General features: G+C 70.2%; 12 protein-coding genes. 6 read left to right on the top strand and 6 right to left on the bottom strand.

The features are described 5' to 3' along the window. Window positions 1-115 precede the first annotated feature (115 nt). A complete protein-coding gene (locus tag ACGFY9_RS41495; RefSeq protein ID WP_393763186.1) occupies window positions 116-2,107 on the bottom strand; it encodes an alpha-1,4-glucan--maltose-1-phosphate maltosyltransferase in 1,992 nt (663 codons plus the stop codon). Between the two features lie 73 nt (window positions 2,108-2,180). Beyond that, entirely contained in the window at window positions 2,181-2,483 is a 303-nt protein-coding gene (locus ACGFY9_RS41490) for a DUF5133 domain-containing protein (RefSeq protein WP_393763184.1), read from the bottom strand. Window positions 2,484-2,783: 300 nt separating this feature from the next. Between ACGFY9_RS41490 and ACGFY9_RS41485 the strand changes: the two genes are divergently transcribed. Together ACGFY9_RS41485 and glgX are read left to right on the top strand one after the other, a co-directional pair. After that, window positions 2,784-3,287 carry a pep a2 gene (locus ACGFY9_RS41485; protein WP_393763182.1) on the top strand — a complete coding sequence of 168 codons (504 nt, stop codon included), beginning with the start codon at window positions 2,784-2,786 and terminating at the stop codon, window positions 3,285-3,287. Next, window positions 3,284-5,449, top strand: coding sequence for a glycogen debranching protein GlgX (gene glgX, locus ACGFY9_RS41480; RefSeq protein WP_393763180.1), 2,166 nt, complete (start codon window positions 3,284-3,286; stop codon window positions 5,447-5,449). Before ACGFY9_RS41485 ends, glgX begins: the two co-directional genes overlap by 4 nt. Here the strand turns inward: glgX and ACGFY9_RS41475 are convergent. Beyond that, window positions 5,427-6,230, bottom strand: a complete 804-nt coding sequence (locus ACGFY9_RS41475; protein WP_393763178.1) for a VOC family protein — start codon at window positions 6,228-6,230, stop codon at window positions 5,427-5,429. The genes glgX and ACGFY9_RS41475 overlap by 23 nt on opposite strands. Window positions 6,231-6,374: 144 nt before the next feature. Between ACGFY9_RS41475 and ACGFY9_RS41470 the strand changes: the two genes are divergently transcribed. From ACGFY9_RS41470 to ACGFY9_RS41455, 4 genes are all read left to right on the top strand, one after another. Continuing rightward, a complete protein-coding gene (locus ACGFY9_RS41470) occupies window positions 6,375-6,830 on the top strand; it encodes a MarR family winged helix-turn-helix transcriptional regulator (protein ID WP_393763176.1) in 456 nt (151 codons plus the stop codon). Further along, window positions 6,827-7,693, top strand: coding sequence for an ABC transporter ATP-binding protein (locus ACGFY9_RS41465; protein WP_393763174.1), 867 nt, complete (start codon window positions 6,827-6,829; stop codon window positions 7,691-7,693). The genes ACGFY9_RS41470 and ACGFY9_RS41465 overlap by 4 nt, the downstream gene beginning before the upstream one ends. Then, window positions 7,653-8,513: an ABC transporter permease gene (locus tag ACGFY9_RS41460; protein ID WP_393763172.1), complete on the top strand. Its 861-nt coding sequence runs from the start codon at window positions 7,653-7,655 to the stop codon at window positions 8,511-8,513. Before ACGFY9_RS41465 ends, ACGFY9_RS41460 begins: the two co-directional genes overlap by 41 nt. Before the next feature lie 189 nt (window positions 8,514-8,702). Continuing rightward, on the top strand, window positions 8,703-9,218 hold the full coding sequence (locus tag ACGFY9_RS41455; protein WP_393763170.1) for a hypothetical protein: 516 nt from the start codon (window positions 8,703-8,705) through the stop codon (window positions 9,216-9,218). A 41-nt stretch (window positions 9,219-9,259) separates the two neighbouring features. Here ACGFY9_RS41455 and hemC read toward each other — a convergent pair whose 3' ends face one another. From hemC to ACGFY9_RS41440, 3 genes are all read right to left on the bottom strand, one after another. Next, entirely contained in the window at window positions 9,260-10,195 is a 936-nt protein-coding gene (hemC, locus tag ACGFY9_RS41450; protein WP_393763168.1) for a hydroxymethylbilane synthase, read from the bottom strand. 61 nt (window positions 10,196-10,256) lie between these two features. Next, entirely contained in the window at window positions 10,257-11,276 is a 1,020-nt protein-coding gene (locus tag ACGFY9_RS41445) for a questin oxidase family protein (RefSeq protein WP_393763166.1), read from the bottom strand. A gap of 205 nt (window positions 11,277-11,481) precedes the next feature. Beyond that, window positions 11,482-13,044, bottom strand: a complete 1,563-nt coding sequence (locus ACGFY9_RS41440) for a glycosyl hydrolase family 65 protein (RefSeq protein WP_393763164.1) — start codon at window positions 13,042-13,044, stop codon at window positions 11,482-11,484. Window positions 13,045-13,099 lie beyond the last annotated feature (55 nt).

Here is a 13,099-nt window from a genome sequence, read left to right as displayed (position 1 = left end):
CTGTCCTGGAAGGAGCGGACCAGGACCTCGTAGAAGACGGCGCGTTTGAACCACTCGGGGTCCCGGTCCTTGGCGGGAGTGTCCTCGAAGGTGTCGTGGACCGGTTCGTTGACAGTCATGAAGCTCTTGACCCTCCGCTCTGCGTGGACCGCCGGACGTGGAACACGTGCGCGGGAGCCCGGCCGGGTTCGAGACGCACATAGTTGGTCCTGCCCCACTGATAGGACTCACCCGTCAGTTCGTCGTACACCGACATGGATTCGTTTGATTCCAGGCCGAGTTGCGGCATGTCCAACGAAACCGTGGCCTCCTGGGTGTGGTGCGGATCAAGGTTGACGACCACCAGAACCGTGTCCACGCCCGTGGTCTTGCTGTACGCGATCAGCGCGTCGTTGTCCGTCCGGTGGAACCGGAGGTTCCTGAGCTGGTGCAGCGAGGGGTGACGGCGTCGGATGTCGTTGAGCTTGCCCAGCAATGGCGCGATGCTACGTCCTTCCCGCTCGGCGGACTCCCAGTCCCGCGGGCGGAGTTGGTACTTCTCCGAGTCGAGATACTCCTCGCTGCCCGGCCGGAGAGGGGCGTTCTCGCAGAGTTCGTAGCCACTGTAGACACCCCATGTCGGGGACAGCGTGGCGGCGAGCACCGCTCGTAGTTCGAAGGCGGGTCGGCCGCCGTCCTGGAGGAACTCGTGCAGGATGTCGGGGGTGTTCACGAACAGGTTCGGCCGCATGTAGGCAGCCGCTTCCCCGGACAACTCACTCAGATATTCGGTGAGTTCCTGTTTGGTGTTGCGCCAGGTGAAGTAGGTGTACGACTGCTGGAAACCGATCTGGGCGAGGGTGTGCATCATCGCGGGGCGGGTGAACGCCTCGGCCAGGAAGATGATGTCCGGGTCGGTGCCGTTGATGTCGGCGATCACCCGTTCCCAGAACACGACCGGCTTGGTGTGCGGGTTGTCGACGCGGAAGATCCGCACGCCGTGGTCCATCCAGTGACGTAGTACCCGCGTCGTCTCGGCGATCAGGCCGTCCATGTCCCGGTCGAAGGCGATCGGGTAGATGTCCTGGTACTTCTTCGGCGGGTTCTCGGCGTACGCGATCGTGCCGTCGGGGCGGTGGTGGAACCACTCCGGGTGCTTCTCCACCCAGGGGTGGTCGGGTGAGCACTGCAAGGCGAAGTCGAGGGCGATCTCCATGCCCAGCTCGGTGGCCCGGGCGACGAACGCGTCGAAGTCCTCCAGGGTGCCCAGCTGCGGGTGGATCGCGTCGTGACCGCCCTCGGGGGAGCCGATCGCCCACGGGACGCCGACGTCCTCGCGCCCTGCGGAGAGGGTGTTGTTCGGGCCCTTGCGGAAGGTGGTCCCGATGGGGTGGATCGGCGGCAGGTACACGACGTCGAAGCCCATCGCCGCGATGCCGTCCAGGCGTTTCGCGGCCGTACGGAACGTGCCGTGGGGCTGGGCCGGAGTGCCCTCGGAACGCGGGAAGAACTCGTACCAGGCGCCGTACAACGCGCGTTCCCGCTCGACCACCACAGACCGGGGCTCGGAAACCGTCACCAACTCCCGCAACGGATACCGCTCCAGCACCCTGTCCACCTCAGGCGTCAGCGCGGCCACGAACCGCGTCCCCACCGGCAGCGTGTCGTCGCGCAGCGTCTCCGCGGCGGCCAGCATCGTGGCGCGGGCCGGGCCCTCCGGCACGCCGGTGGCGGCTCGGGCGTACAGCTCCGCGCCCTCCTCCAGCATCAGGCCGATGTCGATGCCGGCCGGGATCTTGATGCGGGCGGCCCGGCGCCAGGTCGCGATGGGGTCGCCCCAGGCCTTCACGACGTAGGACCAACGGCCCGTCGCGTCCGGAGTGACCTCCGCGCCCCAGCGGTCGCTGCCGGGGGCGAGCTTCCGCATCGGGGTCCACGTACCCGGGCGGCCGTCCGGGTGGTGCAGCACGACGTCGGCGCCGATCGTGTCGTGGCCCTCGCGGAAGACGGTGGCGGTGACCTGGAACGTCTCGCCGACCACCGCCTTCGCCGGGCGCGCGCCGCTGTCCACGGACGGGCGTACGTCACGTACCGGAATGCGGCCGATGGCCGCCGGGGTCGCGTTCATGGGTCTCACCTCCGTCGTGCGGGAGGCCGGGCTGTTCGCCCGGCCGTGGGTGCGAGCTGCGCCGGAAGGGGGACTACCTTCCCGCCGGGGAGCGCCGGTCGACGGCGACATGCGGCCCGCCGTGCACGACCGTCGTCGTACGGGGGCGGCCGTTCTGCTCCTGCTGGTACGTGCCCTGGCTGCCGCGCAGAAAGCGCTCGGCGGCTTCCGCGGCCTCGCGCGCGCAGCGTTCGCCCATCAGCACGCACAAGGTGTAGCCCGAGTCCTCGAAGGTGGCCCGTACCGTCCGGTCGCCCGGCGATGCGAGCATCACGCGTTCCCACGCCCGATAGCGCCGCAGTTGGCGGGCGACTTCGGCTTTGGCGGGTAGCAGCATGGCGCCGTTCACCTTTCGCCTCGGCGGACCGCGGTTCCCGACCGTCGGGTGGCGGCCGTACCCAGAGCGTCTTGGCTCCGTCACGGCAGTCGAGGCTTTCACTCATGGTGCACAGGTGATGACCCAGCGTCTTGTTGGTTCTTCAACTACCTCACCCGTCGCTCGTGTTGCACGAATGGCCTAGCGCTCGCACTCTGGAGCTGACTCAGAAGCGATCAGTGCTCACGCTTCGTGTTCGGGGTCGGGTCCCGCAGGGGGCAGAGGCGGAGCGTGAGTTCCGCCGGTGAGGAGCCAACGAAGATGAAGACCGCAGTGCCGTGCTACTACCACCTCGATGTGGACGTCAGTCAGGAACGGGTCGGGCAGGTCAGGCGCATTCTGGCCGCCCACCTCCGGCTGTGGGACCTGGAGATCCTCGTGGAGCCCGTCTGCCGCGGCGCCGAGCTGCTGCTGCGGGCCATCGACGAGCACGCCACGGACAAGCAGACGTCCATAGAGCTGTGGTGGAACGGCCAGCACCTGATCACTGCCATCGGCGACAACGACCGCGATCTGCGCCCGGACCAGGACCTGCGCGCCTGTCTCGCCCGGATCGCCGCGATGAGCGACGGCTGGGGCTGCTGCGCCACCGACACCGGAAGCAAGGTCATCTGGTTCTCGCAGCGCGCCCGCAGCGGCGAACGCGTGCCCCGGGTGCCCAGGACGCCGGCGCCGCGCCTGCGGGAGATGCTCGAACTTCCCCGCGAGGTACCGGCCGCCCTGCTGGCCCGCCCGACGCACGGCGTCCTGGAGGACGCCAAGTGACCGCGCGCCCGTCCCGGAAAGGGGTGCCCGTCTGGAACGGGCACCCCTTTCCCTTGGGGGCCGCCTACGACGGGACGGGCACCAACTTCGCCCTGTTCAGCGAAGTCGCCGAACGCGTCGACCTCGTCCTCGTCGGCGACGACGGCCGACACCATGACATTCGCCTCACCGAAGCCGACGGCTTTGTGTGGCACTGCTATCTGCCGGGCATCGGGCCGGGTCAGCGGTACGGCTATCGGGTGCACGGGCCATGGGCTCCGGCCCTCGGACACCGCTGCAATCCGGCGAAGCTGCTCCTCGATCCCTACGCCCGGGCGGTGGACGGCCAGATCGACAACGACCCCTCGCTGTACGAGCGTGCGCCCGGACCCGCTCCCGGCGACAGCGCCGGGCACGGCATGCTCGGCGTGGTCACCGACCCGGCCTTCGACTGGGGTGACGACCGGCCGCCCCGGCGCTCGTACGCCGACACCGTGATCTACGAGGCCCATGTGAAGGGGCTGACCCGCACCCACCCGGAGGTCCCCGAGGAACTCCGGGGGACGTACGCGGGACTCGCGCACCCGGCTGTCGTCGAGCATCTCGTCCAACTCGGGGTGACCGCCGTCGAGTTGATGCCGGTGCACCAGTTCGTGCAGGACGGGGTGCTCCAGGACCGCGGCCTGTCCAACTACTGGGGCTACAACACCATCGGCTTCTTCGCGCCCCACAACGCCTACGCCGCGCACCGCGAACGCGGGCGCCAGGTAACCGAGTTCAAGTCGATGGTGAAGGCGCTGCACGCCGCCGGGCTCGAAGTCATCCTCGACGTCGTCTACAACCACACCGCCGAGGGCAACGAGAAGGGCCCAACCCTCTCCTTCCGGGGCATCGACAACGCCTCCTACTACCGCCTGGTGGACGGTGATTGGGGCCACTACTACGACACGACGGGCACCGGGAACAGCCTGCTGATGCGGCACCCCTACGTCCTTCAGCTGATCATGGACTCGCTGCGCTACTGGGTCACCGAGATGCACGTCGACGGCTTCCGCTTCGACCTCGCGGCCACCCTGGCCCGGCAGTTCCACGAGGTGGACCGGCTGTCGGCGTTCTTCGACCTGATCCAGCAGGACCCGGTGATCAGCCGCGTCAAGCTCATCGCCGAGCCGTGGGACGTCGGCGAGGGCGGCTACCAGGTGGGCAACTTCCCGCCGCTGTGGTCGGAGTGGAACGGCAAGTACCGTGACACCGTGCGGGACTTCTGGCGGGGCGGCGAGCACACGCTCGGCGAGTTCGCGTCCCGGCTCACCGGGTCCTCCGACCTGTACCAGCACAGCCGGCGCCGACCGCGCGCCAGCGTCAACTTCGTCACCGCGCACGACGGGTTCACTCTGCGCGACCTCGTCTCGTACAACGACAAGCGCAACGAGGCCAACGGGGAAGGGAATCGGGACGGCGAGAGCACCAACCGGTCCTGGAACTGCGGGGCCGAAGGTGAGACGGACGACCCCGCCGTGCTGGAGCTGCGCGCCCGTCAGCAGCGCAACTTCCTTGCCACGCTGCTCCTTTCGCAGGGCATCCCGATGCTGAGCCACGGCGACGAACTGGGCCGCACTCAGCGCGGCAACAACAACGCCTACTGCCAGGACAACGAAATCTCCTGGATCGACTGGGAGCTGAGCGCCGGGCAGCGTGAACTCGCCGACTTCACGCGGTACGTCATCGGGCTGCGGGCCGCGCATCCGGTGCTGAGGCGGCGCCGGTTCTTCCGGGGCGAGACCGCCGTGCACGCCGGACAGCCGCTGCCCGACCTGGTGTGGCTGCTGCCCGACGCGCGCGAGATGGCCGACCTGGACTGGCAGCGCTCCGACGCGCACTGCGTGGGCGTGTTCCTCAACGGTGACGCCATCGCCGAACGCGACCCGCACGGCGGGCCCGTCGTTGACGACTCGTTCCTGCTCCTGCTGAACAGCTACTGGGAGCCCGTCGGCTTTCGTCTGCCCGACGTCACCTACGGCGAGCGCTGGACGACCCTGATCGACACCGCCGAGCCGCAGGGCACCCCGGACGAGACGGAACACAAGGCCGGCACCGAAATGGCCGTAGAGGCGCGCAGTCTCGTGCTGTTGTCGCGGCCCGCCCGGGAGGAGGGCAGGGTCAGGGGGCGTCGCGGGAGGTGACCGTGAAGCGGGCGCCGTCGGGGTCGCGCAGGACGGCCTCGGTGGTGTTCTCCCGCAGGACGCTGCCGCCGTGCGTCTCCGCGACCCGCGCGCAGGACCTGATGTCCGAGACCGCGAAGTGGACCTGCCAGTGCGGCCTGACCGTCGGGTCGGGGGCCGCCTCCAGTGCGCCCGACTGGATCCGGACCACGGCTTTTCCACCGCTGCGCAGGACGACCTCGCCGCCCTCGTACTGGATCTCGCAGCTCGCCGGGTCCTCCGAGGCCCAGTCGAGGACCTCGCCGTAGAAGATCGCGGCGTCGAAGGCGTCGCGGGTGTGCAGCCGGACGAAGGCGGGCGCCGAGCGGCGCCACGTCTCCCAGCCGCCGACGAGGTCGCCCGCCCAGATCCCGAAGGTCGCTCCGTCCCGGTCGCCGAGCAGGGCCGCGCGGCCGGGCGGGAAGGAGAGCGGTCCCACGGCGACCGTCGCGCCGCGCTCCCGGACCCGGGCCGCAGCCACATCCGCGTCGGGTACGGCGAAGTAGGGCGTCCAAGCCACCGCGACCTGCCACATGGAGGCCACCGCGGCCAGGCCGGCCACCGGGATGTCGTTCGCCGTGGCGATCCGGAACCGGTCGCCGAGGCTGGCCGAGCGCCACTTCCAGCCGAACACGGCCTCGTAGAACGCTTCGGTGGTCTCCACATCGCGGCTCGTGAGACTCACCCAGCAGGGGGCGCCGAACACCGAACGGGTGGAGACGGAGTCCGGTTCTCCGAGGGACGGTTTCCTGTCGTCGTTCATGGCAGTCGCGTTCCGATCTCCTGGACCGGCGGCCACCGGTCTCCCTCCCAGTGTCCAACCGGAAGCGGTCCCGCTGCCTCCCGAGCGGGTGTCTTGACCATCCTTTTGGGTTAGTTACCTCTGCTAAAGAGGTAATATCTAAGTGTGGAGACGGAGAAATTCCCGGAAGAGCTGGCCGACGCGCTCGTCGGGGTCCAGCGGCTGATCCGCAGGCGACTGCGCAGCGAGATGACCCTGCCGCGACTGCGCGGCGCCGACGTGGAGTTGCTGCGGCTGGTCGAGGTCCGGCCCGGCATCGGCATCTCCGAGGCGGCCAAGGAGCTGTTCCTCGCGAGCAACTCGGTGTCGACGCTCGTCAACCAGCTCGCCCGGGACGGCTTCCTGATCCGCGAGACGGACCCCGCCGACCGGCGCGCCGCCCGCCTTCAGCTGACCGGGACGGCCAAGACGCGCCTCAGTGACTGGCACGCGCGGCGAGCCGCTCTCGTCCGAAGCCAGGTGGACCGTCTCGACCAGGCGGACCGGGACGCGCTGCGCGCGGCGATCCCGGCCCTGCGCCAGCTGGCCGTCAATCTGCACGAGGAGGCCAAGGAGTCATGACGACGGACACCGACGCTGCCGCCGGGCGGTCCGCGGCCGTCAGCTGCACCCGGCTCGCCTATTCCTTCGGCGAGACGACCGCGGTGGACGGGCTCGACCTGTCCGTGGGGGAGGGCGAGGTCTTCGGACTGCTCGGCCCCAACGGCGCCGGGAAAACCACGGCGATCCGCTGTATCACCACCCTCCTGCCGGTCCCGGCGGGCATGGTCCACGTCTTCGGCCACGACACGGCCAAGGAACAGATGTCGGTGCGCCGCATGCTCGGCTACGTCCCGCAGCAGCTGTCCGCCGACAGCGGGCTCACCGGACGCGAGAACGTCGCTCTCTTCGCCCGCGTCTTCGACGTCCCGCGCAAGGAACGTGCCGCGCGCGTCGCCCAGGCACTGCGGGCGGTCGACCTCACCGACGCCGCCGACCGGCTCGCCAACACCTACTCAGGCGGCATGGTCCGCCGCCTCGAACTAGCGCAGGCCCTGGTCAGCGCGCCCCGCCTGCTCATCCTCGACGAGCCCACGATCGGCCTCGACCCGATCGCCCGCACCAGCGTGTGGGAGCACATCAACGCCGTGCGCGAGGCCACCGGCATGACCGTCCTGGTCACCACCCACTACATGGACGAGGCCGACCAGTACTGCGACCGCGTCGGCCTCATGCACCGCGGCCGCATCCGCGCCCTGGGCACCCCGGAGCAACTCCGCGAGGGCCTCGGCGAACGCCGGCGCGCCGACGGAGCACCCGCCACCGATCCGCTGCCCACCCTTGAGGACGTCTTCCGGGACATAGCCGGCAGCGGTCTCGAAGACCAGTCAGGAGGTTTCCGCGATGTCCGAAGCACCCGCCGCACCGCGAACCGCGTCGGCTGACCCAGCCCTTGAGAACGACCTGAACCTTCTGCTCACGCCGCCCCAACCCCGGGCAGGCTGGCGGCTGTTGCCCGCCCGAGTCATCGCGATGTGCGCGGTCGAACTCCAGAAACTCCGCCACGACCGCACCGAGTTGTACACCCGCGCCGTCCAACCCGCTCTGTGGCTGCTGATCTTCGGCCAGACCTTCACCCGCATCAAGGCGATCCCCACCGGCGGCATCCCCTACATCGACTACCTCGCCCCGGGCATCATCGCCCAGTCCGCGATGTTCATCGCCATCTTCTACGGCATCCAGATCATCTGGGAGCGTGACGCGGGCATCCTCAACAAGCTCCTCGTCACCCCCACCCCGCGCTCGGCACTGATCACCGGCAAGGCCTTCGCGGCCGGTGTGAAGTCGCTGATCCAGGCCGTCGTCGTGGTCGTCATCGCCGCGGTCCTCGGAGTCGCGCTGACCTGGAACCCGCTGAAGCTGATCGGCGTCGGGGCGATCGTGATCCTCGGCTCGGCCTTCTTCTCCTGTCTGTCGATGACCATCGCCGGCATCGTGCTCAGCAGGGACCGGCTGATGGGTTTCGGCCAGGCGATCACCATGCCGCTGTTCTTCGGCTCCAACGCCCTCTACCCGGTGGCGATCATGCCGGGCTGGCTGCAGGCGGTGAGCAAGGCGAACCCGCTCAGCTACGAAGTGGACGCCCTGCGCGGGCTGCTGCTCGGCACCCCGTCCCATGTGGGCATGGACTTCGCCGTGTTGCTGGTGGCCGCCGCACTGGGCATCGCGGCAGCCTCCTCCCTGCTCGGACGGCTCGCCCGCTGATCTTGGACGGGACGTGATGTGCGGCACGCTCCCGACCGGGATTCGATGGCCGGAAAACGGATTCTTCCTGCGCACGGCTTGATCAGTGATCAAGCGGACGAAAACGCTGGCCACAGCGCATTCTGCTCATTTGACAGTGCGCTGAGCACACAGATAGGAAGCAGCTCTCTGAGGTCGAGAGGGTGCACTGTGTACGAGCCGAACGTGGTCGGGGACTGGCAGGAGTACGACGAACATGCCGGTCTGCGTGTCCGCGTCCACAGCCTGGCCGCCGCCGAGCCGCCACGCGGACGCGACGACGCGGCCGAAGGGCTGACCTACTTCACGCTCCGTGTCACCGTCGAGAACCGTGGCGCGCGGCACTACGGCATCCACCTGGAGGACGGCCAGATCGACGTCAGGGTCGGCCCGGACGGCGAGAGCGCCTTCATCGACTGGCGCAGCTCGCAGTTCATCGAGGGCTTCGACGTCTATCCGCTGCGCCGCGCCACCGCCGTCGTCTACGCCGCCGGTCCCGAGGCCTCGCTGAAGCAGGTGGACGTACAGGTCCAGCTGCGGGTGGAGGAGGAGTGGACCGAGCGGCGCCTGTGGGCCGGCGGCATCGGTCTGTGCGAGGCGGCCGTCGCCGCCGGCGTGGGGCGGGACGGCCTGGCGCACCAGGTGAGCAATTTCCTGCGGGACCAGGCGGAACCCGGCACCCCCTGAACCTCCGGGACCAGGCGTGGCCGGGCCCCGAGACTCCCGCGTCAGTGCGGGATGCCGTCGATGATCTCCCGGGCGCCCTGCCGCAGCAGCGCCACCGCCACCGACGTGCCCAGCGTCGCCGGGTCGAGCCGGCCCGCCCACTCGTGGGCGTTGAGCCGGGTCTTGCCGTCCGGCGTGAACACGCAGGCGCGCAGCGACAGTTCACCGCTCCGGTCCACCTGCGCGTACCCGGAGATCGGGCTGTTGCAGTGCCCCTGGAGGACATGCAGGAACATGCGCTCCGCAGTTGCCTCCCGATGCGTCTCCGGGTGACCGAGCCCGCTGACCGTGTCGATGACGTCGGTGTCGCCCTCGCGGCACTGCAGGGCGAGGATGCCCGCGCCGATCGGCGGCATCATCACCTCCGGGGACAGCACCTCGCTGATCACGTCACGCCGGTCGATCCGCTCCAGGCCGGACATCGCGACCAGCAGCGCGTCGGCCTCACCCGCCGCGAGCTTCTCCAGCCGCCGGTTGACGTTGCCGCGGAACGGCACGCACTGCAACTCCGGGTGCGTGGCGGCGAGTTGCGCGACCCGCCGGACCGACGAGGTGCCGATCCGCGTCCCGGGCGGCAACTCGTCCAGGGTCAGCCCGCCCGGGTGGACCAGGGCGTCACGGATGTCGTCCCGCTTCAGGAACGCGGCGAACGTCGTACCGGCCGGCAGCGGACGATCGGCGGGCACGTCCTTCACACAGTGCACCGCGAGATCCGCCGCGCCGGCGAGCAGCGCGGCGTCCACCTCCTTGGTGAACGCCCCCTTGCCCTCGACCAGGGCCAGATCGCCCATCCACTTGTCGCCGGTCGTCCTGACCGGCACGACCTCGGTGCGCACCTGCGGATGAAGGACGGCCAACTCGGCGCGCACACGCTCCACTTGGGCCAGCGCCATGGGCGAGTCGCGGGAGACGATACGGATCAGTTCGGGCACGGACATGCGGACACGATAGACCGTCCGGCATGCCCGTGTTGACCGATGGGTACACCTGGCAACAGGTTCAGCCCCGGCCTCGCACAAGGGGCTCACTGATCTCCACGGCCCGCAGTGCGGCGGCGAGAGCCCGCTCGTCCCCGACATCCAGGGCCGTGTCCGTCAACTTGATCACGTGCTCGTCCCCATGTTCCAGGGCCCGCTCCATCACCTCTTCGGCCGTAAACCGCGAGGGCGGAACGTAGTCGATCGCCTCCCTCGGGGCGTACATCGCGGTGACGGCAGCCGAGGCTGTCCACGCCGCGTGCAGACTCGGCGCCCACAGCTCGCGGGGGAGCGCCTCCAGGGCGCGCAGCACGGCGTTGGGTGCCGTCGCCGCGTGCACCAGCATGGTCGGCTCGCCGTGACCGTGGGTCGCGTAACGATGCGTGGCCGCGCGCACCAACTCGGTGAGCCGCTCCCGCGCCACGTCCGGATCGCTCACCTCGCCCGCCCAGACAGGCAGTTCACGCACGGTGTCCAGCCGCGCCCGGAACCCGGCCGCCCCTCCCGCGATCGGCGGCACGGCGTCGAGGGCACCGGCGGCGGTGGGACCGGCGGGCAACTCCGCGATGCCCGAGACGGGTTGGTGCCGCGCCGCCCAATAGCCAAGCCCATGGGCGAGTTCGGTACGCCGGGGCTCGTTCTCCTCCACCCCGAGGGCCCGTACGGCATGCCCGACGCGGATGACCGGGTGGGTGGCGCCCGCGGCGATCCCGGGCAGCAGCCGCGGCCACCACACGGCGAGCACGTCCTGCCAGGGCCGCTCGGCGAGAGCCCGGGAGAAGTAGCCGATCCAGTCGGCGGCCCGGCGCGGATCGCCCAGCGCGGCAGGCCAGTTGGAGTCCGTGACGGGAGCCACCGGCTCGGGGAAGTCCTCCAGCTTGTCCCGGTAGAGATCGAGCCAGTGGTGCACGGCCCCGGCCTGCCCGTGCGCGGCGAGCGCCTCGGCGACCATCGGGGCGTGGTTGCTGAGCCAGCCCGCGCGCTCGGGCCCGGTGGAGTGCAGTCGTCCGAATGCCTCTTCCAGCGTTCCGCTCGTGTCCATGCCCAGCACGCTAGGCGCGGGGCTGCGTCCGCAGAACGGACCGGAGGAGGAAGAGCCGCCCACCTCAGGTCCTAGGCCTGCGGACCGAGGCGGGCCGGGCCTCGGCAACGCCTTGGTCTTGAGGGGCGCGGGGAACTGCACGACCAGCCCCCACGGCGCGGCAGCCGAAGGACGCCCCATCGAGACCCCGCGGCGGAACCGCACATCACCCCGCCAGCACGACAGAGATCACGCGATGTCCCCGCCCGTCGGCAGCCACAACGGGGTCGCCCGACGCCCCGTCGACCGTGCACGACTGCACCCGGCTGCCGCCCCCGCTCAGCGTCACGTCGAGCGTCATGCCCCGGTACGGCAGCCCGCGCAGGCTCACGGGCCCCCAGTTCGACGGCAGGCACGGGCTCAGCCGCAGTGAGTCGTCCGTGAAGGTCAGGCCGAACAGGCCGGCGTGGATCAGGCGGAGATACGCCGTCGCCGACCAGGTCTGGTCGGGCTGGGACACGAAGTGGTCGGCGTGCCCGCTCGCGCCGCCCTGCCAGCCGCCGTCGACGGCGCCGGTCGCGGAGTTGTACACCTCGTAGAAGCCGCCGCTCGCCGTGACCAGGCCGGCGAGGGTGTCGACGGCGAGGGCGAACGGCTCGGCGCGGCCCGCGTCGGCGGCGGCCTGGCCGTACAGCCCGTGGACCATCGGCCAGACCATCACGTTGTGCCGTCCCGGATGCCGGTCGTCGAAGCGCGGGAAGTGCGGCCAGACGTTGACGATGCCGTACGGCTGCCAGTGCGTGGAGTCGAGGAGCTGGACGGCGCGTTCGGGGTCGGCGACGCCGAGGAGGATCGCGAGGGCCAGGCCCGCGCCCTCCTGCGAGGTGTCGACGTGTCCGGCATGGGTGCCCTCGCCGTGCACGAGATAGGCGTAGGTGCCGGCGTCCGCGCGCCACAGGTGCCGGTCGATCGACGTGCGCAGATGCTCCGCGTCCGAGCGGAACGAGGCGGCCTGTACGGGGTGGCCGAGGGCCTCGGACATGGCGGCGAGGGCCTGATGAGCGCCGTAGTAAAGGGAGTTGGTCGACAGGCACATCAGCTTGTCGGCGTGCGGGTGGTCGAGGACGAAGGAGGAGTGGACGGACTTGGAGGCGGGCGGGCTGGGGTAGCCGGAGATGCCGTCGTTCATGAAGCCGGGGCCCTCGAAGAGACCGAACGACGGGTTGAAGTGCTGGGCGCGGCGGGCCGCGAGGGTGTGCGCGGACGTGTCGTAGGCCCGGGTGACGAAGTCCCGGTCGCCGGTGACCAGGTAGTGGTGGTGGGCGGCCAGGACCCACACGATCTGGTCCCACCACTGGTTGTCCTGCTGGACGACGAACCCGTCCCGGGCGCGGTCGACCACGGACCACAGGGTGTTGCGGCCGACGTCAGGGGCCAGCAGGCTCACCCCGCTCCACGCGTTGACGGCCGCGTCCCGGGTCCAGCGCTGCGGCGCGGGATAGCCGCCGCCCGCCCGGACGACGGTGCCGGGGGGATAGGAGAGCAGGCCCGCCTTGTCGTACACCGCGCGGTCCGCGCCGATGGTGTTGGCGCCGGACACGGATCTGAGCGCGGAGGCGTAGACGGTGCCGAGGCGGCGTTGGACGGCCTGGTCGTCGAAGGCGAGGGTGGGCATGGTGTATCCGTTCCCGGGAGCCGGGCCCTGCGCACCCGCCGGGACCGCCGTCGCACCGGCGATGCCCAGCGCGATCAGGAGAGCCCGCCGCGAGATCCCGCGTTCAGCTGCCACGTTCCGTCCTCTCGGGCTCCCGGGGTCGGGGTGACTCCGGGAGCCCTGAGAACGA

The sequence above is a fragment of the Streptomyces sp. NPDC048504 genome, from assembly GCF_043200035.1.
Classification (GTDB): domain Bacteria; phylum Actinomycetota; class Actinomycetes; order Streptomycetales; family Streptomycetaceae; genus Streptomyces.
The sequence above is the reverse complement of the archived record's forward strand: the minus strand, read 5'-3'. Positions and strand labels throughout refer to the sequence as shown.

Bases quoted from the DNA above. Each gene is read 5' to 3' on its own strand.
- ACGFY9_RS41495 (WP_393763186.1), bottom strand. From the start codon at position 2,107: ATGAACGCGACCCCGGCGGCCATCGGCCGCATTCCGGTACGTGACGTA.
- ACGFY9_RS41490 (WP_393763184.1), bottom strand. From the start codon at position 2,483: ATGCTGCTACCCGCCAAAGCCGAAGTCGCCCGCCAACTGCGGCGCTAT.
- ACGFY9_RS41485 (WP_393763182.1), top strand. From the start codon at position 2,784: ATGAAGACCGCAGTGCCGTGCTACTACCACCTCGATGTGGACGTCAGT.
- ACGFY9_RS41475 (WP_393763178.1), bottom strand. From the start codon at position 6,230: ATGAACGACGACAGGAAACCGTCCCTCGGAGAACCGGACTCCGTCTCC.
- ACGFY9_RS41465 (WP_393763174.1), top strand. From the start codon at position 6,827: ATGACGACGGACACCGACGCTGCCGCCGGGCGGTCCGCGGCCGTCAGC.
- ACGFY9_RS41460 (WP_393763172.1), top strand. From the start codon at position 7,653: ATGTCCGAAGCACCCGCCGCACCGCGAACCGCGTCGGCTGACCCAGCC.
- hemC (WP_393763168.1), bottom strand. From the start codon at position 10,195: ATGTCCGTGCCCGAACTGATCCGTATCGTCTCCCGCGACTCGCCCATG.
- ACGFY9_RS41445 (WP_393763166.1), bottom strand. From the start codon at position 11,276: ATGGACACGAGCGGAACGCTGGAAGAGGCATTCGGACGACTGCACTCC.